At 70.9% G+C, this 25,201-nt stretch carries 19 protein-coding genes; 13 read left to right on the top strand and 6 right to left on the bottom strand.

The window, feature by feature from the left end; translation table 11 throughout:
• Positions 1-14 precede the first annotated feature (14 nt).
• Entirely contained in the window at positions 15-1,121 is a 1,107-nt protein-coding gene (locus tag ACH4S8_RS17575) for a threonine synthase (protein ID WP_398394748.1), read from the bottom strand.
• Positions 1,122-1,303: 182 nt separating this feature from the next.
• Between ACH4S8_RS17575 and ACH4S8_RS17570 the strand changes: the two genes are divergently transcribed.
• From ACH4S8_RS17570 to ACH4S8_RS17545, 6 genes are all read left to right on the top strand, one after another.
• On the top strand, positions 1,304-2,536 hold the full coding sequence (locus ACH4S8_RS17570) for a DUF4190 domain-containing protein (RefSeq protein ID WP_398394746.1): 1,233 nt from the start codon (positions 1,304-1,306) through the stop codon (positions 2,534-2,536).
• A gap of 148 nt (positions 2,537-2,684) precedes the next feature.
• Positions 2,685-3,437, top strand: a complete 753-nt coding sequence (locus tag ACH4S8_RS17565; protein WP_398394744.1) for a GntR family transcriptional regulator — start codon at positions 2,685-2,687, stop codon at positions 3,435-3,437.
• 387 nt (positions 3,438-3,824) lie between these two features.
• Positions 3,825-4,007, top strand: coding sequence for an SPOR domain-containing protein (locus ACH4S8_RS17560; protein WP_382787819.1), 183 nt, complete (start codon positions 3,825-3,827; stop codon positions 4,005-4,007).
• A gap of 45 nt (positions 4,008-4,052) precedes the next feature.
• On the top strand, positions 4,053-4,460 hold the full coding sequence (locus ACH4S8_RS17555; protein ID WP_398394741.1) for a (deoxy)nucleoside triphosphate pyrophosphohydrolase: 408 nt from the start codon (positions 4,053-4,055) through the stop codon (positions 4,458-4,460).
• A 127-nt stretch (positions 4,461-4,587) separates the two neighbouring features.
• Positions 4,588-4,995 carry an ATP-binding protein gene (locus ACH4S8_RS17550; RefSeq protein ID WP_398394739.1) on the top strand — a complete coding sequence of 136 codons (408 nt, stop codon included), beginning with the start codon at positions 4,588-4,590 and terminating at the stop codon, positions 4,993-4,995.
• A 246-nt stretch (positions 4,996-5,241) separates the two neighbouring features.
• Complete coding sequence (locus ACH4S8_RS17545; protein ID WP_398394737.1) at positions 5,242-7,947, top strand: SpoIIE family protein phosphatase; 2,706 nt, start codon at positions 5,242-5,244, stop codon at positions 7,945-7,947.
• A gap of 376 nt (positions 7,948-8,323) precedes the next feature.
• On the opposite strand, the gene ACH4S8_RS17540 is transcribed toward ACH4S8_RS17545, so the two are convergent.
• Positions 8,324-9,844: a hypothetical protein gene (locus ACH4S8_RS17540; protein WP_398394735.1), complete on the bottom strand. Its 1,521-nt coding sequence runs from the start codon at positions 9,842-9,844 to the stop codon at positions 8,324-8,326.
• A gap of 310 nt (positions 9,845-10,154) precedes the next feature.
• Between ACH4S8_RS17540 and ACH4S8_RS17535 the strand changes: the two genes are divergently transcribed.
• Positions 10,155-10,478 carry a hypothetical protein gene (locus ACH4S8_RS17535; RefSeq protein WP_398394733.1) on the top strand — a complete coding sequence of 108 codons (324 nt, stop codon included), beginning with the start codon at positions 10,155-10,157 and terminating at the stop codon, positions 10,476-10,478.
• 29 nt (positions 10,479-10,507) lie between these two features.
• Here the strand turns inward: ACH4S8_RS17535 and ACH4S8_RS17530 are convergent, their stop codons facing one another.
• Genes ACH4S8_RS17530 through ACH4S8_RS17515 form a run of 4 tightly spaced genes read right to left on the bottom strand, consistent with a single transcriptional unit; the run spans position 10,508 to position 14,460 of the window.
• Positions 10,508-11,278, bottom strand: coding sequence for a succinate dehydrogenase/fumarate reductase iron-sulfur subunit (locus tag ACH4S8_RS17530; protein ID WP_389403882.1), 771 nt, complete (start codon positions 11,276-11,278; stop codon positions 10,508-10,510).
• On the bottom strand, positions 11,275-13,251 hold the full coding sequence (locus tag ACH4S8_RS17525; RefSeq protein WP_398394730.1) for a fumarate reductase/succinate dehydrogenase flavoprotein subunit: 1,977 nt from the start codon (positions 13,249-13,251) through the stop codon (positions 11,275-11,277). The genes ACH4S8_RS17530 and ACH4S8_RS17525 overlap by 4 nt, the downstream gene beginning before the upstream one ends.
• A gap of 18 nt (positions 13,252-13,269) precedes the next feature.
• Positions 13,270-14,091, bottom strand: a complete 822-nt coding sequence (locus ACH4S8_RS17520) for a hypothetical protein (protein WP_398394728.1) — start codon at positions 14,089-14,091, stop codon at positions 13,270-13,272.
• A gap of 45 nt (positions 14,092-14,136) precedes the next feature.
• Positions 14,137-14,460, bottom strand: a complete 324-nt coding sequence (locus tag ACH4S8_RS17515) for a hypothetical protein (protein ID WP_398394726.1) — start codon at positions 14,458-14,460, stop codon at positions 14,137-14,139.
• Positions 14,461-14,934: 474 nt separating this feature from the next.
• Here ACH4S8_RS17515 and ACH4S8_RS17510 point away from each other — a divergent pair, with 474 nt between their 5' ends.
• The 6 genes from ACH4S8_RS17510 (at position 14,935) to ACH4S8_RS17485 (ending at position 25,196) form a co-directional block, all read left to right on the top strand.
• The gene (locus ACH4S8_RS17510) at positions 14,935-17,583 is read left to right on the top strand and encodes an ABC transporter substrate-binding protein (protein ID WP_398394724.1); all 2,649 of its coding nucleotides are present in this window, start codon (positions 14,935-14,937) and stop codon (positions 17,581-17,583) included.
• A 56-nt stretch (positions 17,584-17,639) separates the two neighbouring features.
• Positions 17,640-18,296: a hypothetical protein gene (locus ACH4S8_RS17505; RefSeq protein WP_398394722.1), complete on the top strand. Its 657-nt coding sequence runs from the start codon at positions 17,640-17,642 to the stop codon at positions 18,294-18,296.
• 161 nt (positions 18,297-18,457) lie between these two features.
• Positions 18,458-20,365, top strand: a complete 1,908-nt coding sequence (typA, locus tag ACH4S8_RS17500; RefSeq protein WP_398394720.1) for a translational GTPase TypA — start codon at positions 18,458-18,460, stop codon at positions 20,363-20,365.
• Between the two features lie 756 nt (positions 20,366-21,121).
• A complete protein-coding gene (locus tag ACH4S8_RS17495) occupies positions 21,122-22,156 on the top strand; it encodes an ABC transporter permease (protein ID WP_398394718.1) in 1,035 nt (344 codons plus the stop codon).
• A 155-nt stretch (positions 22,157-22,311) separates the two neighbouring features.
• A complete protein-coding gene (locus tag ACH4S8_RS17490) occupies positions 22,312-24,120 on the top strand; it encodes an ABC transporter substrate-binding protein (protein WP_398394716.1) in 1,809 nt (602 codons plus the stop codon).
• A gap of 95 nt (positions 24,121-24,215) precedes the next feature.
• Complete coding sequence (locus ACH4S8_RS17485) at positions 24,216-25,196, top strand: ABC transporter permease (RefSeq protein WP_398394714.1); 981 nt, start codon at positions 24,216-24,218, stop codon at positions 25,194-25,196.
• Positions 25,197-25,201 lie beyond the last annotated feature (5 nt).

Genomic DNA, 25,201 nt, shown 5'->3' with positions numbered 1-25,201 from the left:
GGCCGCACAGGGCGTCAGGCCCGCGCCATCCCCGTCTTCGCTCCCGCCCCGCACAGCGGCACCACGGCCTCCCGTGTGCCGAGGGCTCCCTCACGGACGGCCGCCCAACAGGCCACCCCGGTGGACTCGACGTACAGCCCGCGCCCCGCGAGATCCCTCTGGGCGTGGCGGATCTGATCCTCCGTCACCGTCAGGAAGGCGCCGCCGGAGGAGCGCACCGCGTTCAGGATCCGGCGGGCCCGCAGCGGGTGCGCGATCGCGATGCCCTCGGCGGACGTGGGCGCCATGGGGGTGACCCCGACGAGATCGTCGGCCCCCTCGGACCAGGCACGGGCCAGCGGGGCGACCGCGGCGGCCTGGACGGCGTACAGCGCGGGCCTCCTGTCGATCAGCCCCGCCGCGTGCAGTTCGGCCACGGCGAGGGCGGCGCCGAGGAGCAGGGTGCCGTTGCCGACCGGCAGCACGACGACGTCCGGCAGTCGTCCGCCGAGGTCCTCCCAGAGCTCGTGGACGTACGTCTTCGTGCCGTGCAGGAAGTACGGGTTGAAGACGTGCGAGGCGTAGAACACGCCGTCCTCGCCGGCCGCCTCGCGCGCCGCGCGTGCCGTCGCCTCGCGGTCGCCCTCGACCACCCGCAGCCGGGCCCCGTGCGCCTCGATCTGCTCCAGCTTCTTCGCCGAGGTGCCCTCGGGGACGTAGACGGTGCAGGGCAGTCCGGCCCGCGCGCAGTACGCGGCGACGGCCGTGCCCGCGTTGCCGCTGCTGTCCGCGATCACCTGCCGGGGCCCGAGCCGCAGCGCCAGCTCGGCCAGCAGCACGGCCCCGCGGTCCTTGAACGACAGCGTCGGCATCAGGAAGTCGAGCTTGGCGAGGACGCCCTCGCGCAGCGGGACCAGGGGGGTGCGGCCCTCGCCGAGGCTGACCGTGGGCGCGGCCAGCGGCAGGCACTCGGCGTACCGCCACATCGAGTTCACCCGGCCGGTGAGGGAGGCGAGGGGGGCCGGCGTCGGCGCGAAGTCCAGGTCGAGCGGGCCGCCGCAGACCGGGCAGCACCAGGCGAGCGAGCCGGCGGGGACCCGCGTGCCGTCCGTCGGGCAGAAGCAGTCCGGCAGTGCAGTCATGGGTGCAGGTTAGACGCGGCGCCGGGAGACGGAACGCGGCGAAGGCCCCGGAGCCGCCGGTGTCCCGCGGGTTCCGGCGACGCCCCTGTTACGACCCCGTCCGTGCCGCGCTTACGATGCGCGCAGCCGTCCGGCAGTCGTACGCGCGTTCCGTCGCGAATGGATGAGGAGCAAGGGAAACCGTGGCCATACCCCCGCCGCCCGGCCCGCAGCAGCCCGAGGGGCAGTACCCGCCGCCGGGGACGCCGCCGTATCCGCACGCTCCGTACCCCCAGGGACCCTCGCCGCAGGGCCCCTACCAGCAGTCCCCCTACGCGGGCCCGTACCAGCCCTGGGGGCAGGGCTACTCCCCGTACAACCGGCCCGTTCCCTTCAACGGGCTCGCCATCGCGGCGCTGGTCCTCGGCATCCTCTGTTTCCTGCCGGCCGTCGGGCTGGTGCTCGGGATCGTGGCGCTCGTCCAGATCAGGAAGCGGGGCGAGCGCGGCAAGGGCATGGCGGTGGCCGGCATGGTGATGTCGTCGATCGGTGTCCTGCTGCTCGCGCTCATGGTCGCCACCGGGGGAGCGCGCGACTTCTGGGACGGCTTCGAGGAGGGGGCGGGCGGCAGCGGCAGCACGTTCTCCCTGCACAAGGGCCAGTGCTTCGACGAGCCGAACGACACCCCCCTGGAGGGCATCGCCTACGACGTCGACGTCGTGCCGTGCGCGGGGGAGCACGACGGCGAGGTGTTCGCCGAGGCGAGGGCGCACGGCGGTTCCTACCCGGGCGACTCCGCGGTCTCCGCCGAGGCCGGGGACATGTGCTACACCCTCACGGACACGTACGCGATGGACGGCTGGGCCGTCCCGGACGACGTCGACGTCTACTACTTCACGCCGACCCGGCAGAGCTGGGGCATGGGTGACCGCGAGATCACCTGCATGTTCGGGAACACCGACGAGGACGGCACCCTGACCGGCTCGCTGCGCAACGACTCCACCACGCTCGACGCGGACCAGCTCGCCTATCTGGAGGCGGCGCGGATCCTCAACAGGGCGATGGAATCGGCCCCCGAGGAGGAGTACGTCGAGGACGACCTGCCGGGCCACAAGAAGTGGGCGACCAGGGTCTCGGGCGCGCTCGCGCAGCAGGCCGCCCGGCTCCGCGGCCACACGTTCGCCCCCGCCGCGAGCGAGCGGGTCGCGGTCCTGGTGAAGGCCCTCGACCGCTCCCGGAAGGAATGGGTGAAGGCGGCGGCCGCGCCGGACGCGGACACCTTCTACGCGCACTACGAGAAGGCCCTGAAGCTCATCGACCCGAGGAAGACGGTCACCACCCGCAAGGCTCTGGGGCTCGCCACCACCCCGCCGAAGGACGACACCGGAGGGGGTACCGGTAGCGCCGGCGAAGACGGCTCTCGAATCGAGGTGTGACGGCAGCCACAATGGGGAGAAAGTGCCTGCGTAATGCCCTCAGCGGACATCTGTCATCACATCGAGTGATTCTCTGGCCTTCGCTTGCATGGCACAACCCACGGTTGCCACGCTGTTGCTGTCTGTACAACCTGATGGGAGCGGCTAAGTGACATTCGGTGAGCAGCCGGCGTATCTGCGTGTCGCGGGTGATCTCCGCAAGAAGATCGTCGACGGCTCGCTGCCACCGCACACCCGGCTCCCCTCGCAGGCCAGGATCCGCGAGGAGTACGGGGTCTCGGACACCGTCGCCCTGGAGGCGCGCAAGGTGCTGATGGCCGAGGGCCTGGTCGAGGGCCGCTCCGGTTCGGGCACCTACGTCCGCGAGCGGCCGGTGCCGCGCCGCCTCGCCCGCTCCGGATACCGGCCGGACAGCGGTGCCACCCCCTTCCGCCAGGAGCAGGCCGACTTCGCCGTGCGCGGCACCTGGGAGTCGCACAGCCGGCAGGCCGAGGCCGGCGTCGCGATCGCCGAGCGGCTGGCCATCCAGCCGGGCGACCGCGTGATGTGCACGAACTACGTCTACCGGGACGGCGGCGAGGCGATGATGCTCTCCACGTCCTGGGAGCCGCTCGCCGTGACCGGGCGTACGCCGGTGATGCTTCCCGAGGAGGGGCCGCTCGGCGGCATGGGTGTCGTCGAGCGGATGGCGGCCATCGACGTGATCGTGGACAACGTCACCGAGGAGGTGGGCGCGCGCCCCGGCCTCGCCGAGGAACTCCTGGCCCTGGGCGGCGTGCCCGGGCATGTGGTCGTCGTCATCCAGCGCACCTTCTACGCCTCGGGCCGTCCGGTGGAGACGGCGGACGTGGTGGTCCCGGCGGACCGTTACCGGATCGCCTACCACCTGCCGGTGAAGTGACCGCGCGTCACCTCTCTCCGGCATCCCGTACGGCGTTCTCCCCGGCATCCGGTACGGCGTGACGTACGGCCTGGCCGGCCCGCGTGTCGGCGCGGGTGCCCGTGCCTCGACGGGGCCGCTCGTGGGCCCGGTTGGAATCTGGCCTTTCTCGCCCGGCGGACCCGGGGGCGACTTCGCCCTGTTCGGGGGCGTGTGAGGGTCGTGAGCGGCGTGTTCGGCGGCGCGCGCCCCCTGGATCGGTACTCCTTACTGGCCGGTTGCGTACCTCTTTGTGTAAACCCGTGTTCGCTGCGTGAAGGTAAGGCGTAGGCTCGGGCATATGCGGATTGCGGTTTCGATGGAATGCGGGGTTCGGCGGGGGGCCGGGGCGGGAAGTGGAGGGGCTCGATGAACGACAGCACGATCACGCTTCCCTGGCTCGTCATACGGCAGGACGACAACGGCAATCGCTATCGCGTGGGCAGGTACGCGACCCGCGCCGAGGCGCAGAAGATCGCGGACAGCCTCGACGACCGCGGGCACAAGCAGCTCTACTGGGTCGAGCGGATCGGCCCGAACGGAACCCGCTGATCCACCGGGAGTCGGACCCCCTCCCGCTCCCGTAGGCTCCGGCGCATGACGGAACGCATCGTGGTGGTCGCGGGCGCCGTGGTGCGCGCCGGACGTCTGCTCGCCGCCCGCCGCAGCGCACCCCCCGACCTCGCCGGGCGCTGGGAGCTCCCGGGCGGCAAGGTCGAGCCCGGCGAGAGCCCCGAACGCGCCCTCGTGCGCGAACTGCGCGAGGAACTCGGCGTCGACACACGGGTGCTGGAGCGGGTCCCCGGCGAGTGGCCGCTGAAGCCGGGATACGTCCTGGTGGTGTGGGCCGCCCGGCTGCTGCCCGGCTCGGCCGAACCGGAGCCCCTGCAGGACCACGACGCACTGCGCTGGCTGACCCCCGAAGAGATCTGGGACGTGGACTGGCTGGACCAGGACGTGCCGGCGGTCAAGGGCGCACTGGCGTGGCTCGATCCGGGCGCATGATGCTCCGGGCGCCCGCTCGTGCGCCGTTCGCGCCAGAGGTGCCCCCGGGCGCGATAAAGCCTCCACGATACGGGTATGTGCTCATTAACCACCCGAAACCGGGCATGGGTGGGTTCTGGTCTGGGAAGTGATCGGCTTGATCGACACTGACGGCGACTGCGCCGAGTGGACCTTTCCCGCGGAGCCCGGTGCCGTCCGCACCGCCCGCGCCGTCGTCCGGGGACAACTGCGCGACTGGGATCTCGAATCCCTCGGTGACATCGCCGCACTCCTGGTCAGCGAACTGGTGACGAACTCGCTGCGGCACGCGACGGGCCCGATCGGCGTTCGTCTCGTACGCCCCGGGGACGTACCGGGCGCTCTGCGCGTCGAGGTCTCCGACCCGCTGCCGGACCCGCCCCGCGAACGGGCCGCCGACACCTCCGACGAGAGCGGCCGCGGACTCCAGCTCGTGGCCGGCTCGTGCCGGCGCTGGGGCACCTGGCCCGCGGACGACGGAAAGACCGTCTGGTTCGAGCTGGCCGTGCCGGGCTGAGGCGGGCCGGGACACGGAGGCCGGACCGTCCGCGGCCGGATCACGCTTCCGACAGGTGTCGCGTTGTTTGGTTCGACGGGGCGCCACCTGGTTAGAAGACTGGGAGTATGGCGCGCGGTCCAAAAATCATCGGGACCGTGCTGTGATCGTGAACACCGTGCCGTGCGGCGCCGTAGTGCTGGATACTGCGGGCAGCCGCCCCCGGTGACCGGTGCCGGACGCGGTGAGCTGGAGGGGACGGTTCGCGTGAGCGAGATACCAGCGAAGGCCACGGAGTCCGAGGACCCGTCGGGCGGCGCCAGGGCTGATGCGGCGGGCGAAGTCGCGCGCGCGATTCCCGTCGGGGCGACCGGCGCCGACGGTGAGACGGCGGACGGCGGCTCGGCCGGTCCGGCCGACGACGCGGTCGCCGAGGGCGCCGGCGAGGTGCCGGGCGACCCGATGTGGCAGAGCAGTCCGCCCGGTTCCATCTACGACTACATCAAGGCCGCCTCCTTCTCCATCGGCGCGGACGGGCTCGTCGACCAGTGGAGTCTGCGGGCCGAGCAGATCTTCGGCATCCCGGCGGAGCGGGCCGTCGGCCTGGATCCCATCGAGGCGTTCGTCCCCGCCGACCGGCGCGAGTCCGGTCAGCGGAAGATGGCGGAGATCCTGGACGGCCGCGAGTGGACCGGACTCGTGCCCTTCCGTACGCCCGCCTCCGAGGACGCGGGCGAGGGCGCCGAGGACCTCGGAGGCAGAGAGGGCCTCGCCGAGGTCTATGTGATGCCGACGACCACCGAGCACGGTGAGCGGGCCGCCGTATGCATCGTGGTGGACGTCCGTACCCTGCGGACGATCGAGACCGACCTCGCCGCGTCGCAGGCGATTTTCGGTCAATCTCCGTTCGGGTTCCTGCTGATCGACACGGACCTCCAGGTCCGGCGCGCCAACCAGCGGTTCGCCTCGATCTTCGGCGGCACCGTCGACGACCACCGCGGCAAGGGCGTCCACGACTACCTCCCGCGCGCGGAGGCCGAACGGGTGACGGCGGTCCTGCGCCGGGTCCTGGAGACCGGGGAGTCCATCACGGACATGCACGTCACCGGGCAGGTCCCCGGCTCCGACGAGCGCCGCCACTGGTCCATCAACCTCTACCGGGTGCACAGCGGAAGCGGCCGTCCCATCGGCATCGCCTGGCTCGGAACCGACATCACCTCCCGCCGTGCCGCCGCCCGTGAGGCGGCCGCCGCCCGGCGCAATCTCGCCCTGCTGAACGAGGCGGGCGCCCGCATAGGCAACTCCCTCGACCTGGAGACCACCGCACGCGAACTCCTCGACGTCGTGGTCCCCGGCTTCTGCGACCTCGCGACGGTCGACCTGTACCAGGGGCTGCTGGCCGGTGACGAGACCCCGCCCGGCCTCGCGGACGGCAGCGCCGAACTCCGCCGGGTCGCCTTCGCCAGCGCCGTCTCCGACGCGCCCCTCGCCGGCGGCCCCGTACCCGTCGCCGTCGGCGCGGTCCACCACTACCCGTTCAACTCGCCCTGCGCGGACGCCCTGCGCACCGCGCGGCCGCAGCACATCCCCGCCGACGACGGCGGCCTCATACAGTCCACCCTCGCGGTCCCGATGGTCGCCCACGACACGGTCGTGGGACTCGCCCAGTTCTCCCGGACCAAGGGCAGCGAGCCGTTCGGGGAGCGCGACCGCGCCCTGGCCGTGGAGCTGGCCGCCCGCGCGGCCGTCTGTATCGACAACGCCCGCCTGTACCGCCGTGAGCACGAACGCGCCCTCATCCTGCAGCGGTCCCTGCTGCCCCCGGGCGACCCGGAGGCATCGGGCCTCGACATCGCCTGCCGCTATCTGCCGGGCAACGCGGCGACGGAGGTCGGCGGCGACTGGTTCGACGTCATCGAACTCCCGGGCCACCGCACGGCCCTCGTGGTGGGCGACGTGATGGGCCGCGGGCTGCGCGCCGCCGTGGCGATGGGTGAACTGCGCACCGCGGTACGCACCTTGGCCCTGCTCGACCTCGAACCCGCCGAGGTCCTCTCGGCGCTGGACGAGATCGCGCGCGGCCTCGGCACCCCCGGAGGGGTCCAGCAGGCCACCCGCACGGCCCGTCAGCCCCGCGACGCCGACCTCTCCGAGGTGTACCTCGCGACCTGCGTGTACGCCGTCTACGACTCCGTGACCCGTCGGTGCACCTTCGCCAACGCGGGCCATCTGCCGCCCGTGCTCGTCGAGCCCGGCGAGAGCGCGCTGATGCTCGACGTGCCGCCCGGGATGCCGCTCGGGGTGGGCGGCGAGCCCTTCGAGGAGGTGGAGGTCGAACTGCCCGAGGGCGCCCTGCTGGCGCTCTACACGGATGGACTGGTCGAATCGCGCGACCATCCCCTCGACGAGGGCCTGCAGGCGTTCGTCGGCGCCCTCACCGACCCCTCCAGGCCGCTGGAGGACGTCTGCGACCACGTCCTCAACACCCTCGACACCCACCACGGCGAGGACGACATCGCCCTGCTGATGGCGCGTGTCCAGGGGCTGCCCGAGGACTCCGTCGGCGACTGGACCCTGCCGCGCGAGCCGCGCAGCGTGGGCCGGGCCCGCGAGTACGCGCGCACCCAGCTCGTCGCCTGGGATCTGGAGCCGCTCGTCGACACGGCGGAGCTGCTGGTGAGCGAGCTGGTGACGAACGCCCTGCGCTACGGCGAGGGCGAGATCAGGCTGCGGCTGCTCCTGGACCGCACCCTCGTCTGCGAGGTCTGGGACGCGGGCCTCGTCCAGCCGCGCCGCCGTCGCGCCCGCGACACCGACGAGGGCGGGCGGGGCCTGCAGCTCGTCGGCCTCCTCTCCGCGGGCTGGGGCTCCCGCCGGACCCCGCGCGGAAAGACGGTGTGGTTCGAACTCCCGCTGCCGGACGGCGAAACAGGCCTCACCGACCCGGCGGAAGCACTCCTGAGCCTGTTCTGACGGCCGACGGCTGACGGCTGGGGGCTCGGGGGGCTCGAGTCCCGGGCTCGGTCCAGGCTCGGGCCGGGCTCAGGCGGGGTTCGGGGGCAGGGCTCGCCGAGGGGGCCGGGGCGCGGCCGGGCGGCGCATGCCGACGGCGGGCCGCGTCGTCGCACGCAGCCGACGGCCGGGCCGACCGGGCCGCGGGCCCGGGGCCCGTACGACCCGGCGGGCCCACGTCCGCCGACTGCTCGGGCACCTCCTGCGCCGAGGGGCCGGGGTCGGTGCCTTCGCGCCCGGGCCGACCGCACGTGTGCTCACGCCCCGGGTGCCCTCCGGGCGCCGCTCCCGGCGACGGAGGCTTCCTGGTGGGCCCGGGGCTGCTCCGGCCGCCGGTTCAGGTGAAGAACGCTCCTCGGCGACCCCGGGTGCGGGGCCCGCCGTAGCTCATCGGACCGCCCTCACCGTCGCTCAGGAGGATTCCGCCGAGCACCGCGCCGCCCGCTCCGGCGCCCCCGCGGCCGCCCGAGGGATTGCCGTACGCCCGTACGTCCCGCTCGGCGAGCCGTCGTGCCTCCCGGGCGAGGTCGTCGGCCCGCAGCACCTCGGACAGCGGCACCGACCCCGGCCCGAGCAGCCGCCGCGCCTCGGCCAGCCGGGTCCGCGCCTCGCTGCCGACCGCTCCGCGGTGCGTGCCGATGAAGCACGCGGCCCCGCCGAGCGCGCTGCGGGCGGGGACCAGGGCCTGCTCGTGCCCGTCGGGCAGCTCTCCGCCCCCCGCCCCGGCCAGACCCGCGGCCGCCTCCGCCACGCGGCGCAGCGCGTCCAGCGGATCCGAGGGCCCGTCCGCCGTCTCGTGACGCACCGCGGAGAGCACGGACTCCGCGTGCCCGAGCGGCCCGACGAGCGCGGCGCGGGCGTCCGGCGGAAGTCCGCGGGCCGCGTCCCGCGCGGCCTGTGCCGCCGCGATCGCCTCCGGCAGCCCGGCCGTCGCCGAGGCCAGCTCTCCCGCCAGCCGGTCCACGCCGTCCACCAGGTCGGCGGCCTGCGTCAACGCCCCTTCCGCCGCCCGCAGATGGGCCGCCGCCTTCGGACCGTCGCCCCGGTCCGCGTACTGCCGGGCCTGGTTGAGATGCGAGGTGGTGAACAGCAGCCGGTCCTTGGCCTGTTCGGCGTCGCCGGCGACCGGGAGCGAGGCGGCGGGGGCGTACCGCCCGTGGAGCGAGGCGATCGTGGCCTCGGCGGCACGGACGCCCGCGGCGACCTTCCGGAAGCGGGTCTCGGCGAACTCCAGCGCGGCTGTCGCGTTGCGTTCCAGCGCTCGGATCTGGTCGAACCCGGGGGCGGCCGCGTCCAGCCGCTGCCCGGCGTCCTGGCACCGGGCGATGATCTCCTCCAGGACGTCCCTGCGGTCGTCCTCGCCCCCGGCCGGGTCCGGGCCGGTCGCGTCGGCCTCGTCGAGGCGCTGCCGCAGCCGGAAGGCCGCTGCGAGTCCGGCTTCCGCGTGCCTGAGGTCGTACACGTACGGTTCGACCGCGTCGCCCGCCGCCCGGTCCATGGCGAGGGCGAGTTCCTCGGCGCCGACGCGGACGCAGTCGTCGGTCTCGACGAGCAACCGCCGTGCCTGCCGGTCGAGTTCGTGCAGGGGCGTGAGCCCGGGATCGCCGCCGGGTGTCGTCCGGGCCGCCCGCCGTCTGCGGCGCCCGTACCCGTACGCCGCGACCGCGCCCGCGGCGCCGGCCGCGACCAGGGGCGGTACGAGATCGCCGGTCGTCGTGGCGGCCTGCGGGGCCGCGGCCGGCGCGGCGGTGGCCCTCGCGCTCCGTGCCGGGGCCGCCGGGGCGTCGGCTCCCGCCCGTGCCAGCGGCAGCACCATCCAGCCCATCGCGACCAGCCCCCCGAGCACGGCATGCGCCACCCGCACGGCTCTGTGCGACGGGACCCGGCGCGACCGGTTTCGGCTCAGGGACGACGTCACATTTGGGAGCGTATGGCCGTTCGAGCGCCGCCGCGACCGGTATACGAGGAGTTGGGAGTACTTGGAGTACGGGAGGTACGGGGGTGTACGGGAGGGGCTCGCGGGGTCTGTTTTCGGGCACTTCCGGTGTACGGATTCCTGCGGGAGGCGTGCCGCAGGACATCGGTCCGCGAGGGGTGACCGGCAAGGGACCCGCGTGCCATGATCGGGGCGCGTGCCCGTTTCCGGCACGCGAGGGGGAGGGGGCTCGATGCACTGGTATCTCGTGGGGAGCGCCGCACTGCTCGTCGCCGCGCACGCCGGACTCGGGATCGTGGCCGTCACGACCGGCTGGGTTCCGCCGTCGTTCCGCCGCCGGGTGGCGCGCCCGAGGCTGTTCGGATGGAGCGCCCTGGCCGGGGCCGCGGGCCTGGGCCTGTTCATGTTCCCCGGACCGTTCCACGGACATGACGCCGCCCTGACCCCCACGGCCCTGGTCGGAATCCTCCTGTTCGTCGCGAGCACGGTGCTCCAGGTGATGTCGCAGCGCCCCGGCGGGCGCGGCCCGGCCCCGGCGGACACCGGGACCGGATGACGCCGTGACCGGACGACGGCGGGACGCGCCTACGTCCGCCGTCTGCCGATCTTCGAGCCCAGCCACACGAGCGGGTCGTACTTGCGGTCGACCGCCCGTTCCTTCAAGGGGATCAGCGCGTTGTCCGTGATCTTGATGCCCTCGGGGCAGACCTCGGTGCAGCACTTGGTGATGTTGCAGTAGCCGAGACCGTGCTCGTCCTGGGCCGTGGCCTTGCGGTCCAGGCCGGAGTCCGCGGCCGCGTCCAGCGGATGCATGTCCAGCTCCGCCACCCGCATCAGGAAGCGCGGTCCGGCGAACGCGGGCTTGTTCTCCTCGTGGTCACGCACCACATGGCAGGTGTCCTGGCACAGGAAGCACTCGATGCACTTGCGGAACTCCTGCGACCGGTCGACGTCCTCCTGCATCATCCGGTACTCGCCGGGTCCGACACCGGCCGGCGGAACGAAGGCCGGGACCTGCCGCGCCTTGTCGTAGTTGAAGCCGACGTCGGTCACCAGATCCCGTACGACCGGGAAGGCGCGCAGCGGGGTGACGGTGATCGTCTCCTCCCGGGTGAACACCGACATCCGCGTCATGCACATCAGCCGCGGCCGTCCGTTGATCTCCGCCGAGCACGAACCGCACTTGCCCGCCTTGCAGTTCCAGCGCACGGCGAGGTCGGGGGCCTGGGTCGCCTGGAGCCGGTGGATGATGTCGAGCACCACCTCGCCGTCGTTGACCTCGACCCCGAAGTCCTCCAGGCCGCCGCCCTTCACGTCCCCGCGCCACACCTTGAAGCGGGCCTCGTAGCTGCTCATTCGTACAGCTCCTCCTCGGCGAGGTACTTGACCAGCTCCTCCTTCTCGAAGAGGGCGAGCAGGTCGGGGCGGACGGGCTGGGTGTTCTCGGTCGCGAGGTCGATCTGTCCGGCCACCGGGTCGGTGGCGGCCAGTCCGCCGGTGGGGTCGGTGAGCCGGCACAGCAGGTTGATCCGGCGCCAGGACCGTTCCATCGCCGGGTGGTCCTCGCGGGTGTGCCCGCCGCGCGACTCCGTGCGCTCCAGTGCCGCCCGTGCGACGCACTCGCTGACCAGGAGCATGTTCCTGAGGTCGAGGGCGAGGTGCCAGCCCGGGTTGAACTGCCGGTGGCCCTCCACCCCGGCCCGGCGGGCCCGTACCCGCAGCTCGGCCAGTTTCTCCAGGGCCCGCTCCATCTCGGCCTCGCGGCGGATGATGCCGACCAGGTCGTTCATGGCCTGCTGGAGCTCCTGGTGCAGGGTGTACGGGTTCTCGGGCGGCTGCGCGGCGGGGGCGGCGGTGCCGTCGGGCGGCGCGGCGGGAACGGACTCGGGTCCCTCGGCCGAGAAGGGGCGCAGCGCCTCCGCGGCGGCCGCGTCGATCTGGGTGTCGTCCACCGGCGGGCGGGTGTCCTCCCCGGTGAGGGGGGCCGCGTACTCCGCCGCGTGCCATCCGGCCCGTCGCCCGAACACCAGCAGGTCGGACAGGGAGTTGCCGCCCAGCCGGTTGGAGCCGTGCATCCCGCCCGCGACCTCACCGGCCGCGAACAGTCCGGGCACCCCGCGCGCCGCCGCCGTGTCCGAGTCGACGGCGATGCCGCCCATGACGTAGTGGCAGGTGGGCCCGACCTCCATGGCCTCCGCCGTGATGTCGACGTCGGCCAGTTCCTTGAACTGGTGGTACATGGAGGGCAGCCGGCGTTTGATCACCTCGGCCGGCATGCGGGTCGACACGTCGAGGAACACGCCGCCGTGCGGGGAGCCGCGGCCGGCCTTCACCTCGGAGTTGATGGCCCGCGCCACCTCGTCGCGCGGCAGCAGTTCCGGAGGGCGCCGGTTGTGGTCCGGGTCCTCGTACCAGCGGTCGCCCTCCTCCTCCGACTGCGCGTACTTCTCCTTGAAGACGTCGGGGATGTAGTCGAACATGAACCGCTTGCCCTCGGAGTTGCGCAGCACCCCGCCGTCGCCGCGCACCGACTCGGTGACGAGGATGCCCTTGACCGACGGCGGCCAGACCATGCCGGTCGGATGGAACTGCACGAACTCCATGTTCAGCAGCGGCGCCCCGGCGAGCAGCGCCAGCGCGTGCCCGTCGCCCGTGTACTCCCACGAGTTGGACGTCACCTTGAAGGACTTGCCGATGCCGCCGGTGGCGATCACCACGGAGGGCGCCTCCAGGACGAAGAAGCGGCCCGACTCCCGCTCGTAGCAGAAGGCCCCGGAGACCCGCTCACCGTCCTTCAGGATCCGGGTGACGGTGCACTCCTGATAGACCTTCAGGCGCGACTCGTAGTCACCGGTCTCCCGCATGTCCTCCTGCTGGAGGGACACGATCTTCTGCTGGAGGGTGCGGATCAGTTCGAGGCCGGTGCGGTCGCCGACGTGGGCGAGGCGCGGGTACTCGTGGCCACCGAAGTTGCGCTGCGAGATCCGCCCGTCCTTCGTCCGGTCGAACAGGGCACCCCAGGTCTCCAGTTCCCAGACCCGGTCCGGTGCCTCGCGGGCGTGCAGCTCGGCCATCCGCCACTGGTTGAGGAACTTGCCGCCGCGCATGGTGTCGCGGAAGTGGACCTGCCAGTTGTCGCCCGAGTTCACATTGCCCATGGCGGCCGCGATGCCGCCCTCGGCCATCACCGTGTGGGCCTTGCCGAACAGCGACTTGCAGATCACCGCCGTACGGGCGCCGCGCTCGCGTGCCTCGATCGCGGCACGCAGTCCGGCGCCACCGGCACCGACCACGACGACGTCCCACTCCTGTCGGTCGACCACGGACATCAGGGGGCTCCATCCGATCTAGAAGAAGCGCGGATCGTCGAAGGCGCCGGACGCGACCAGGTACACGTAGAAGTCGGCGAGCGCCACGCTCACCAACGACGCCCAGGCCAGCAGCATGTGACGGGCGTTGAGCTTCCCGACCCACTGCCACATCCGGTACCGCACGGGGTGCTTGGAGAAGTGCTTGAGCTTTCCGCCGACGATGTGCCGGCAGGAATGGCAGGAGAGGGTGTACGCCCAGATCAGCGTGATGTTGACCAGGAACACCAGCGTGCCGAGGCCCATGTGGCCCCAGGCGTAGTGCTCGTCGCGGAAGGAGAGCACGGTGTCGTACGTGAGGATGCCGGCGACGACGAGGGCCGCGTAGAAGAAGTACCGGTGGACGTTCTGCAGGATCAGCGGGAAGCGCGTCTCGCCGGTGTACTTCTTGTGCGGCTCGGCCACCGCGCAGGCCGGCGGGCTCGCCCAGAAGCCCCGGTAGTAGGCCTTGCGGTAGTAGTAGCAGGTCAGCCGGAATCCGAGCGGGAAGACCAGGATGATGATCGCGGGGGAGATGCCCCACCAGCTCCCGAACAGGTCCGCGTTCGGGCCGGAGCGCATCGTCCCGCACCGCTCGGCCAGACAGGGCGAGTAGAACGGCGAGACGTAGGGCGCCGCGTAGTAGTGCGTGTCCGAGAAGGCCCGCCACGTCGAGTACACGACGAAGGCCAGCAGCCCGGCCGCGGTGGCGGCGGGCGCCAGCCACCAGCGGTCGGTCCGCAGATGCGGGGCGGCGATCGCGGCGCGCGTACCCGTTCGTACACCGCCGCTGTTCAGATGAGGTTCCGTACCAGTGGCCAACTTCGCACTCCGGTCGGGTTCGGGGGTGCGCCGGTGTCGTGGGCGCTAGTGGGAGGGACCGTGGTGCGCGCCGAGACCCTCGTCGTCGGAATCGGTCCACAGGGAGCTGTCGTACGGGGTGTCGGAGACGGTCACCAGGTCGGGCAGCCTGTCGGAGGCGGACACCGCCGGCCCGGGCCCGGTGGGGCGCCTGGGGGAGGGTCCGGCGGCCTCGCGCAGCAGCGCGAGGCTCTCCCGCAGGTGGTCGGCGTCGGCGCGCACGCGGCGCATCTCCAGACCGGCACCCATCTGCTGTTCCAGGCGCCGCACCGACCGCTGCAGATCGTCGAGGCAGCGCTGGACTGACGTCAGGTCGTCGTGCACGGACATGACTTGCCCTCACTTCCGTGGGCCCCGCGGCCTTCAGGCGGCAACGTTCATGCGCCTGCGAGTGTTGCGCGTCACCCGCGCCCGTGTGAAGGCGTGTGCACGGATTGAAGGCGCTCGCGCTCCAGAACGAGCCTCGTGCGCCGGTTCCTTCGCCCGCGCGCCGGCCGGTTCGCCCGCGCGCCCGGGAGCGGACCGGAGAGCCGCGCGGCAGGCCGGGCGGCGCGCGGCACCGGGCGACGGGACCGCGCCCCGGCGTACGCCGTCCCCGGGACCGGGCCCATGGCACGGCCCGGGGCGCGGTTCCGGATTGCGCCGCACGAGTGGGGTTCCCCGCGTCCGCCGCCGTGTCGCCGCGGCCCCCTCGCCGCCCTGCTCTTCAGTTGGCACGTAGATCGGATCAGCTCACTAATACCGCCGAACGGGATCAGAAGCAGACCTGCCCCCGCGGCGGAGCGTCCCCCGGAGGTTGCAGTGATGTCCCACGAAGGCGTCGGACTGCGCGCGGTGATGCGCTCGGCCGCATTCCTCACCGCGGGCGCGCTCGCGGTACCCGCCCTCGCCGCGTGCAGTGCGGACGACGAGGCGGACAGACCCGTGGCCGTGCAGGACATCGCGCCCGCGTCCCGTGACCTGATCGCCGACGGCGGCACCCTGCGCTGGGCCGTGGACGCCGTACCGGAGACGCTGAACGCGTTCCAGGCGGACGCCGACGCCGCGACCTCCCGGGTCGCCGGCGCCGTCCTGCCGTCCATGTACCGGCTGGACGCGAACGGGCGGCCGCAGATCAACTCCGACTACCTGGAGTCGGCGAAGGTCGTCGGCACCTCGCCCAAGCAGGTCGTGCTGTACAAGCTCAACCAGCAGGCCGTGTGGAGCGACGGACGCGAGATCGGCGCCGCCGACTTCGCCGCCCAGTGGCGCGCCCTGTCCGGAAAGGACTCCGCGTACTGGACGGCACGCAACGCCGGCTACGACCGGATCGAGAAGATCGAGCGGGGCAAGAACGACCTGGAGGTCCGCGTCACCTTCAGCCGGCCCTACGCCGACTGGAAGGCGCTGTTCTCGCCGCTGTACCCGAAGGACGTCATGGGGACCGCGGACTCCTTCAACGACGGCGCGCGGCGCAAGCTCAAGGTCAGCGCGGGGCCCTTCGCGGTGAAGACGGTCGACCGCAAGGCCGGCAAGGTCCGCCTCACGCGCAACGCGCGCTGGTGGGGGCGCCCCGGCAAGCTCGACGAGATCGACCTGGTGGCCGTCGCCCGTGACAAGCGGGCCGAGGCGCTCGCCGACGACAAGGTCGATCTGGCCGAGATCGACCCCGCCGAGGCCGAGCGCGTCACCCTCGCGGCCCGGAACAAGGACGGCGCCCCGATGCAGGGCGCCTCCGCGACGAGCGAGAGGGACCCGTCCGCGGAGAAGAGCGAGAAGAGCGAGAAGAGCGAGAAGAGCGAGAAGAGCACCTCCAAGAAGAAGAGCGAGAACAGCGAGTCCGAGGAGGAGGACGGGAAGAACGCGGCGGACGAGAAGAGCGACAAGGACGAGGAGGGCACCAGGCACGAGAAGAGCACCAAGCACGAGAAGAGCGACAAGGACGAGGAGAGCACCGGGCACGCGAAGAGCACCAAGCACGCGAAGGGCGAGAAGGGCGAGAAGAGCGGCCACGACGACAGCGACGAGGGCGACGGGAGCGACGGGGGAGAGAAGTCCGCCGAGCACGCGAAGAGCGCCAAGCACGCTAAGGGCGCCAAGCACGCGAAGAGTGACGAGGGCGCGAAGAGCGACGACGAGCAGAGCGACGACGAGCAGAGCGACCGGGGCGAGAAGAGCGCCAAGCACGCCAAGAGCGACGGGAGCGGGAAGGGGGAGCCGGGCGCGAAGGGGAGCGGCGCCGGGACGAAGGGGGCTTCCTCGGCGCTGAGCGACTTCGTGGTCCGCAAGTCCCTCGAACCCGCCTACACGCAGCTCGCCCTCAACGGCTCCGAGGGCCCTCTCGCCGACGAGCGCGTCCGCCGCGCGGTGGCCCGTGCCCTGGACCGCAAGGAGCTCGCCCGGGTCGTCCTCCAGCCGCTCGGCCTGCCCGCCGAGCCGGTCGGCAGCCATCTCGCCCTCGCCGGACAGGCCGCGTACGCCGACAGCAGCGGCGCCCTCGGCGCCCAGGACGCCGCCGAGGCGCGGGCGCTGCTCGCGGACGCCGGGTGGGTGCCGGGCGGACCCGTCACGGAGCAGAAGAAGACGGAGAAGGCGGCCGGGTCCAAGGGCAGGAAGAAGGGGGACTCCGGCGAGGACGACAGGCCGGGCGACGGCGGAACGTACGTCCTCGGCGGCGACGACAAGCCCGCCGGTGTGGACAGGAAGCCCGCGCAGGACCCGAAGGACCACGCGCGCAAGCAGGAGCAGCAGGCCGGCGCGCGGCAGGGCGTCTTCACGGACGACCAGGCCGCCCGGCATCTGGACGGCCGGCAGTACGCCGGGCAGGGCGGGCTTCCGGGGGCGTACGCGCCCAAGGGGACGGCCGCTCCGGCGGGTGCCGCGTCCAGCGTCCTCGCCAAGGACGGCAAGCCGCTGACGCTCCGCTTCGTCGTGCCCTCCGGCGCGGGCTCGGAGTCCCTGCGCCTCGTGGCCGACCGGATCGCGCGGATGCTCCAGCGCATCGGTGTCCGCGCCGACATCACGAAGGTCTCCGACGAGAGCTACTTCAAGGACCACATCGCCTCGGGACAGTACGACCTGGCGCTCTACTCGTGGCCCGCCTCCGCCTTCCCGGCCACCGACGCCCGCCCGATCTACGCCAAGCCCGTTCCGGCGGCGGACGGCTCGCTGAGCGTCGAGCAGAACTACACCCGTGTCGGCACCGACCAGGTCGACCAGCTCTTCGACCAGGCGCTCTCCACCCTCGACGAGGACAAGGAGCACTCCCTGGTCCGCAAGGCGGACGCCCGCATCTGGGCCGCCGCCGGCTCCATCCCCCTCTACCAGCGCCCCCAGCTGGCCGCCGCCCGCATCGGTCTGGCCAACACCGGAGCCTTCGGATTCCAGACCCCGGTGTACGAGGACATGGGCTTCCTGAAGAAGGGCGCGAAGGGGCCGCAGCAGTCCCCGACCGCCGGGAGTACCGGCAAGTAGGGTGTCCCCCCGTATCCAGTGATCATCGCTGGATACGGGGACACGGGGGGACGATCATGAACCGGCGCACGCCCACGGACACCGCGGCGGGAATCGCCGCGGCCGTCCTGCTCCTCGGCACCGCCGCCTGCACGGGCGGCACCGGGGGCCGGGACGAGAAGGAGCACAAGGCCGCCGTGTGCGCGCACGGCACGTACGCGTGGTCCGATGTGGTGCGCGGGTACAAGCTGACCGGGCTCGCCGACCCGATCACGCTGAAGAAGAAGACGCACTCCGTCACGGGACGGATCAAGCCGCTGAGGGGCGTCAGCTACAAGCCCCACATGACGTCCTCGGCACCCGGGGTCCTCGCGGCCGACGCCATCGAGGCACTCGGCCGGCACCTCGGGACGGAGGAACCGCTCGCGGGCCCCTCGGAGTCGGCCGAGCCGGAGGAGACCCCCACCGAGTTCCGCCACGAAGGCGGGGACTTCAAAGGGTCCTACTACGCGTGGAACTCCGTCGCTCTGGTCGAGGCCGACTTCACGTACACCTGCCGGGGCGGCGCCGAACCGGTCAGGGGCCATGTGGTGACCTGGGAGACGGTCGGCGGCGGGTTCCTGAGCTGCGCCGACCCCATCGGGGACGATGCCCCCTGGAAGGCGGACACCGCCGCGCGAGCGGCCGCCCGCACGCTCTGCCCGGCCGGCTCCCCGGCGGCGAGGAGCGCCTGATCACGGGGCCGGGAGCGCTGTCGCGGGGCCGGGCGCCCAGGCCCGCGGAGGCCGTCTCCGTCCGGGCCACGTACGATGGGGTAAGGCCGTGGCGTGTTCAGCCCGGCAGTGGCCCCGCGGATGCGGAGGCCGTCCACTCACTCCGGGAGAAGCGCCTCACTATGGCCACGCGCCACGACATCCGCAACGTCGCCATCGTCGCCCACGTCGACCACGGCAAGACCACCCTGGTCGACGCCATGCTCAAGCAGGCCGGTGCCTTCGCCGCGCACGCCGCAGAGTCGCTGGACGACCGCATGATGGACTCGAACGACCTGGAACGTGAGAAGGGCATCACGATCCTGGCCAAGAACACGGCAGTCAAGTACCACCCGAAGGATGGCGGCGACGCCATCACGATCAACATCATCGACACCCCCGGCCACGCCGACTTCGGTGGTGAGGTCGAGCGCGGCCTGTCGATGGTGGACGCGGTCGTCCTGCTGGTCGACGCCTCCGAGGGCCCGCTGCCGCAGACCCGCTTCGTGCTGCGCAAGGCGCTGCAGGCCCGCCTGCCCGTCATCCTGTGCATCAACAAGACGGACCGCCCGGACTCGCGCATCGACGAGGTCGTGAACGAGGCGTACGACCTCTTCCTCGACCTGGACGCCGACGAGGACCAGATCGAGTTCCCGATCGTCTACGCCTGCGCGCGTGACGGCGTGGCCTCGCTGACCAAGCCGGAGAACGGCACCGTCCCGGCCGACAGCGACAGCCTGGAGCCGTTCTTCTCCACGATCCTGGAGTCCGTCCCGGCCCCGTCCTACGACGAGTCCGCGCCGCTCCAGGCCCACGTCACCAACCTGGACGCCGACAACTTCCTCGGCCGTATCGCGCTGCTGCGCGTCGAGCAGGGCGAGCTGCGCAAGGGCCAGACCGTCACGTGGATCAAGCGCGACGGCACGATGTCCAACGTGCGCATCACCGAGCTGCTGATGACCGAGGCGCTCACCCGCAAGCCCGCCGAGGTGGCCGGCCCCGGTGACATCTGCGCCGTCGCCGGTATCCCGGACATCATGATCGGTGAGACCCTCGCCGACCCCGAGAACCCGATCGCGCTGCCGCTGATCACGGTCGACGAGCCGGCGATCTCCATGACCATCGGCACGAACACCTCGCCGCTGGTCGGCCGCGGTGGTACGGGCAAGGGCGCGGACGCCAAGGCCGCGGTCAAGGACCGCAAGGTCACCGCGCGCCAGGTCAAGGACCGCCTCGACCGCGAGCTGGTCGGCAACGTCTCGCTGCGCGTGCTCGACACCGAGCGCCCGGACGCCTGGGAGGTCCAGGGCCGTGGTGAGCTCGCGCTCGCCATCCTGGTCGAGCAGATGCGCCGCGAGGGCTTCGAGCTGACCATCGGCAAGCCGCAGGTCGTCACCCAGGTCATCGACGGCAAGGTCCACGAGCCGGTCGAGCGCATGACGATCGACGTCCCCGAGGAGCACATGGGCGCGGTCACGCAGCTCATGGGCGTCCGCAAGGGCCGCATGGACAACATGTCGAACCACGGCTCCGGCTGGGTCCGCCTGGAGTTCGTCGTCCCGTCCCGCGGCCTCATCGGCTTCCGCACCGAGTTCCTGACCGGTACGCGCGGCACCGGCATCGCCCACTCCATCCACGAGGGCCACGAGCCGTGGTTCGGCACCCTGACGACCCGTAACAACGGCTCGCTGGTCGCCGACCGCGCCGGCGCCGTCACCGCGTTCGCGATGACGAACCTCCAGGAGCGCGGTGTGCTGTTCACCGACCCCGGCACCGAGGTGTACGAGGGCATGATCGTCGGCGAGAACTCGCGCTCCGACGACATGGACGTGAACATCACCAAGGAGAAGAAGCTCACGAACATGCGGTCGGCCTCGGCCGACTCGTTCGAGGCGATCGTCCCGCCGCGCAAGCTCTCCCTGGAGCAGTCGCTGGAGTTCTGCCGCGACGACGAGTGCGTCGAGGTGACCCCGGAGTCCGTTCGCATCCGCAAGGTCGTTCTCGACCAGAAGGAGCGCGGTCGCACCGCGAGCCGCGCCAAGCACGGCTGATCCACCGGTCCCGCCGGCCTGATCGACACGGTCCGGCCGGCTGATCCGACGGCGACCTGAGCCCGGGTGCCCCCGCATGGGGGCACCCGGGCTTTTTTGCCACCCGTTTTCCGCGCCCTCGTGTCCGAAATACGGTGCGCCCAGACCGATACGCATGTAACACGTCCGTTTCGGGGGCTTCTCCCGCAGATCATTTTGTCCAGATTTTGGAAGATGTACGCGGCAGCTGTGATGGAACCGAGACCTAAAGGCTGTGGTCGGTTATCTGGCTCATGTCACATAGTTAGCCGCGTAACGCTCGGGTCAATGGGTCATGCGCTGTGGGGACAGCGCCGACTCACGAGCACAGTGGGGTGCTTGATCTTCCGTCAGGGGTGTCGGAGGTCGGCAGCACCCCTCCTGTCGGTGCACGGTTGAGTCATGAGGAGGTACCCATGTGCGGTGTCATCAGCGCCCTGTGGGTCACATCGTCCCCTGCGGTCCGCGACGACGGCGCGAAGTTCCGAGCGCGGATCCGCGCCCGCGCGCACTGACACGGCACCGGCGCCGGCACCCGGCCCGACGGACCGTGACGTGGTTTCAACTACGCGCGTCCCGCTGGGGTTTCCGGGTGCTGCCGGGCAATCGACGTCTCTTCTGAACCGAATGGTGGCCGGGCACGCCAGGTGACGGCCGCCGACTCGGCACGGCCTGATCCGCCCCGGCGGACCGGCGCCGCCGGGTACGGCACACCCACACTTGCGGAATGGGCGAATTGTGACGAGTCCTATCGAGACTGAGGACGGCGCGGAACCGGTCGTCGTGCACGGCGGGCAGGCGGCGACCACGAAACCCGAGGGCGAGCAGCTCGTCGGCCGGTCTCCCGGCCAGTTGATGTGGACCCGCTTCAAACGGGACCGTGCAGGGGTCGTCTCCGCCTACGTCGTGGGGTTCTTCTTCCTGATCGGGGTGATCGCCCCGCTGATCTCCAAGCTGTACGGCAAGAATCCGTACACGGTGTACGCGGACGAGCGCCCCGAGCTCTTCGACAGCGCCGGCGTGCCGCTGCAGCCCAACGGCGGTATCAGCAGCGAGTTCTGGTTCGGTCTGGAGCCGGGCAACGGCTACGACGTCTTCACCAAGCTGATCTACGGCATCCGTACCTCGCTGATGATCTCCGTGGCGGTGACGGTCACGGTCGTGCTCACCGGCATCCTGCTGGGTGTCACCGCCGGCTACATGGGCGGGAAGGTCGACTACGCCATCAGCCGCGTCATCGACTTCCTGCTGGCCTTCCCCTCGCAGCTGTTCTTCATCGCGAGCATGCCGGTCGTGGTCTCGCTCTTCGTGAGCCCCCGCGACGAGACACCGACCTATGTGCGCGTGATCGCACTGATCGCCGTCCAATGGGTCCTCGGCTGGATGAGTCTCGCCCGCATCCTGCGGGGAACCGCACTCGCCCTGCGCGAGAGGGAGTTCATCGAAGCGGCCAAGGTGAGCGGGGCGCCCCCCTGGCGGATCATCCGCAAGGAGGTGCTGCCCAACGTGGTGACACCGCTCCTGGTGCAGGCCACCTACCTGCTCCCCAACTTCGTGACGATCGAGGCGGGTCTGTCGTTCCTCGGCGTCGGCATCGTCGAACCGACGCCCGACTGGGGACAGATGTTCTCCAAGGCCTCGACGGAACTCGTCCTGCAGAACGACATCACCTACATGTTCTTCCCGGGCGTCTCGATGATCATTTTCGTCGTCGCGTTCAACCTGCTCGGGGATTCGGTCAGGGACGCCTTCGATCCCAAGACGGCTCGCTGACCAAAGAGTTGTGGGCGCCTTCGCCCCGTTCACGAACGGCACTTCCACAGCACCGCAATGTCCGATCACTGGTCCGAAGACCGCAGACGCAACTCACCGGCACCACAGGTGCACTTGTTCGCACCGGTGACAACAGATGGGTAGGAATCTGAGTGATGAGTAGGGGCGGACGGCACGCATACGCCGCAATCTCTGTGCTCGCGGCGGGAGCTCTCGTGCTCACCGGTTGCAGCAAGGGCGGCAGCGACAACGGGAACAAGAACAACAAGGACAAGGAGAACGCGCAGCGGCAGCAGGCGTCGATCAAGTTCGGCGACGCCGCCGACTCCACCGGCCCCGCGGCCGAGGTACCCGGCGCGAAGAGCGGCGGCACGATGGAGGTCCTCCAGCGTGACAGCTACGCGCACCTGGACCCGGGCCAGATCTACGTATCCGACGAGGGCTCCCTCGCCACGCTGATCCACCGTGGTCTGACCGGATACAAGGCCACGAGCGACGACGGCTCCAAGCACGAGGTCGTCGGCGACCTCGCCACCGACTCCGGCACCACGACGGACGGCGGCAAGACCTGGAAGTACACGCTCAAGGACGGCATCAAGTTCGAGGACGGCTCGCCGATCACGTCCAAGGACGTCCGCCAGACCATCGAGCGCCTCTTCGCCCCGTTCATCAACCAGGGCCCGCCCTACATCCAGCAGTGGCTCGCCGACACCCCGGGCGCGGACTACCGCAAACTGCTGAAGGACGGCCCCTACAAGGGCAAGCACCTGCCGGACAGCATCCTGCAGACGCCGGACGACAAAACCATCGTCTTCAAGTTCAAGACCTCGCACCCCGACCTGCCGTACGCCCTCGCCATGGCGGGCTACGCGGTCGTCTCCGCCAAGGGCGACACCAAGACCAAGTACGACCGGGCGCCCGTGACGACCGGCCCGTACAAGATCCAGTCGTTCAAGTCCGGCAAGTCGATGGTGCTCGTGAAGAACACCAACTGGGACCCGAAGACGGACCCGATCCGCCACCAGTACGTGGACCAGTTCAACATCACGTTCAACCAGCAGTACGAGACGTCCACCAAGACGCTGCTGGCGGACACCGGCGCCGACCAGGCCGGCATCAGCTTCAACAACCAGGTCGACGCGGGCAACCTCTCCAAGGTCCTCGCCGACCCGAAGATGAAGTCCCGTACGGTCTCGGGCTTCCAGCCCTACGTCGGCCAGATGAACATCAACATGAGCCACCCGGCGCTCAAGGACAAGACGATCCGCGAGGCCATCGCCTACGCCCTGCCGATCACCCCGTTCGTCCGCGCCTACGGCGGCACCGACGCGATGCAGGTCGCCGGCGGCCTGATCAGCCCGACCGTCAGCGGCTACGACGCCTCCTTCGACCCGCACGGCAAGATCAAGAAGCCGGCCGGTGACCCGGTCAAGGCCAAGGCCCTGCTGAAGAAGGCCGGCAAGGTGGGCATGAAGCTGACCTTCGGCTACATCAACACCCCCGAGGGACAGCAGTACTCCACCGCCATGGCGGCGGGCCTGCAGAAGGCCGGCTTCAACGTCCAGCGCCAGGAGATCCCGGCCGAGACCTACTACGACCAGGTCAGCAAGCTGGACAACAACTACGACATCTTCCACACCGCGTGGGGTGCCGACTGGCCGTCCGCCTCGACCGTGATCCCGCCGCTGTACGACGGCCGCGCGATCGCCGACGGCGCCCAGAACTACTCGCAGGTCAACGACCCCAAGGTGAACGCGGACATCGACCGCATCAACAAGATCACCGACCCGGTCAAGGGCGCGGCCGAGTGGGAGAAGGTCGACCAGTACCTGGTCAAGGACGTCGTCAACGTCGTCCCGACCGGCTACTACAAGCAGACCCAGATCGCCGGCTCCAAGGTCGGCGGCATGGTCTACGACGACGTGATCGGCGGCGTCGACCCGCGTCGCCTGTTCGTCAAGTAACCGTCGCTTCGACGGGGCCCGGCGCGCTCGCCCTCGGCGAGGGGGACGCGCCGGGCCCCGCCGGGCCCCGCTGACGTCTGAGAGCTGCCCCTGCCATGCTGCGCTTCCTCATTCGCCGGACACTCGGCGCCGCCGTCATTCTCTTCCTGCTGAGTATCGTCGCGTTCCTGCTGTTCTTCGGGATGCCGAGGGACCCGGGCCTGCTGATGTGCGGCAAGACCTGCACGCCTGCCAACCTCGCGAACATCCATCACGTGCTCGGCCTCGACAAGTCGATCCCCGAGCAGTACTGGATCTTCCTGCACAACCTCGTGCTGGGCAGCAACGGCTTCGACCAGGGTCCGTGCCCCGCACCCTGTTTCGGGTACTCGTACCACACCAACGAGCAGGTCTGGGGCACGCTGATGGACCGCCTGCCCACGACGGTCTCGCTGACGCTGGGTGCCGCGGTCTGTTTCCTGGTCGTGGGCCTCGGCACGGGCATGCTCTCCGCGTGGAAGCGCGGCACGCTCGTGGACAAGACCGTGACGGCCGGCGCGATGGTGCTCAGCTCGATGCAGATCTACTTCCTCGGCCCGCTGGCGCTCGCGGCTCTCGTCTACCAGAGCCACCTCTTCGACAAGCCCGCCTACAACGACTTCACCGCGAACCCGGCCAGCTGGTTCAGCGGGCTGATCATCCCCTGGGTGATCCTGTCCACGATCTTCGCCTCGCAGTACACCCGTATGGCGCGCTCGTCGATGATCGAGCAGCTCCAGGAGGAGCACGTCCGCACCGCGCGGGCCAAGGGCATGTCCCGCAAGTACGTCTTCTTCCGCTACGCCTGGCGCGGATCCCTGATCCCCATCGTCACCATCTTCGGCATCGACCTCGGCTCGCTGCTGGGCGGGGCGATCATCACCGAGTACACCTTCGGACTGCCCGGCCTCGGCAAGCTCGCCGTCGAATCGGTGTTCTTCAGCGACCTTCCGCTGCTGCTGGGCGTGATGCTCTTCTCCGCCGCCATGATCCTGCTGTTCAACATCATCGTGGATGCCTGCTACGCCTTCATCGACCCGCGCGTGCGGCTGTCCTAGGAGCA

This window comes from Streptomyces sp. NPDC021080, assembly GCF_044333225.1.
Classification (GTDB): Bacteria; Actinomycetota; Actinomycetes; order Streptomycetales; family Streptomycetaceae; genus Streptomyces.
Note: the sequence above shows the minus strand (reverse complement) of the source record. Positions and strands in the feature narration are given on the sequence as shown.

Coding starts and splice junctions, on each gene's coding strand:
- ACH4S8_RS17575 (WP_398394748.1), bottom strand. CDS start 1,121: ATGACTGCACTGCCGGACTGCTTCTGCCCGACGGACGGCACGCGGGTC.
- ACH4S8_RS17560 (WP_382787819.1), top strand. CDS start 3,825: ATGAACGACAGCACGATCACGCTTCCCTGGCTCGTCATACGGCAGGAC.
- ACH4S8_RS17555 (WP_398394741.1), top strand. CDS start 4,053: ATGACGGAACGCATCGTGGTGGTCGCGGGCGCCGTGGTGCGCGCCGGA.
- ACH4S8_RS17535 (WP_398394733.1), top strand. CDS start 10,155: ATGCACTGGTATCTCGTGGGGAGCGCCGCACTGCTCGTCGCCGCGCAC.
- ACH4S8_RS17530 (WP_389403882.1), bottom strand. CDS start 11,278: ATGAGCAGCTACGAGGCCCGCTTCAAGGTGTGGCGCGGGGACGTGAAG.
- ACH4S8_RS17525 (WP_398394730.1), bottom strand. CDS start 13,251: ATGTCCGTGGTCGACCGACAGGAGTGGGACGTCGTCGTGGTCGGTGCC.
- ACH4S8_RS17515 (WP_398394726.1), bottom strand. CDS start 14,460: ATGTCCGTGCACGACGACCTGACGTCAGTCCAGCGCTGCCTCGACGAT.
- ACH4S8_RS17510 (WP_398394724.1), top strand. CDS start 14,935: ATGTCCCACGAAGGCGTCGGACTGCGCGCGGTGATGCGCTCGGCCGCA.
- ACH4S8_RS17505 (WP_398394722.1), top strand. CDS start 17,640: ATGAACCGGCGCACGCCCACGGACACCGCGGCGGGAATCGCCGCGGCC.
- typA (WP_398394720.1), top strand. CDS start 18,458: ATGGCCACGCGCCACGACATCCGCAACGTCGCCATCGTCGCCCACGTC.
- ACH4S8_RS17490 (WP_398394716.1), top strand. CDS start 22,312: ATGAGTAGGGGCGGACGGCACGCATACGCCGCAATCTCTGTGCTCGCG.
- ACH4S8_RS17485 (WP_398394714.1), top strand. CDS start 24,216: ATGCTGCGCTTCCTCATTCGCCGGACACTCGGCGCCGCCGTCATTCTC.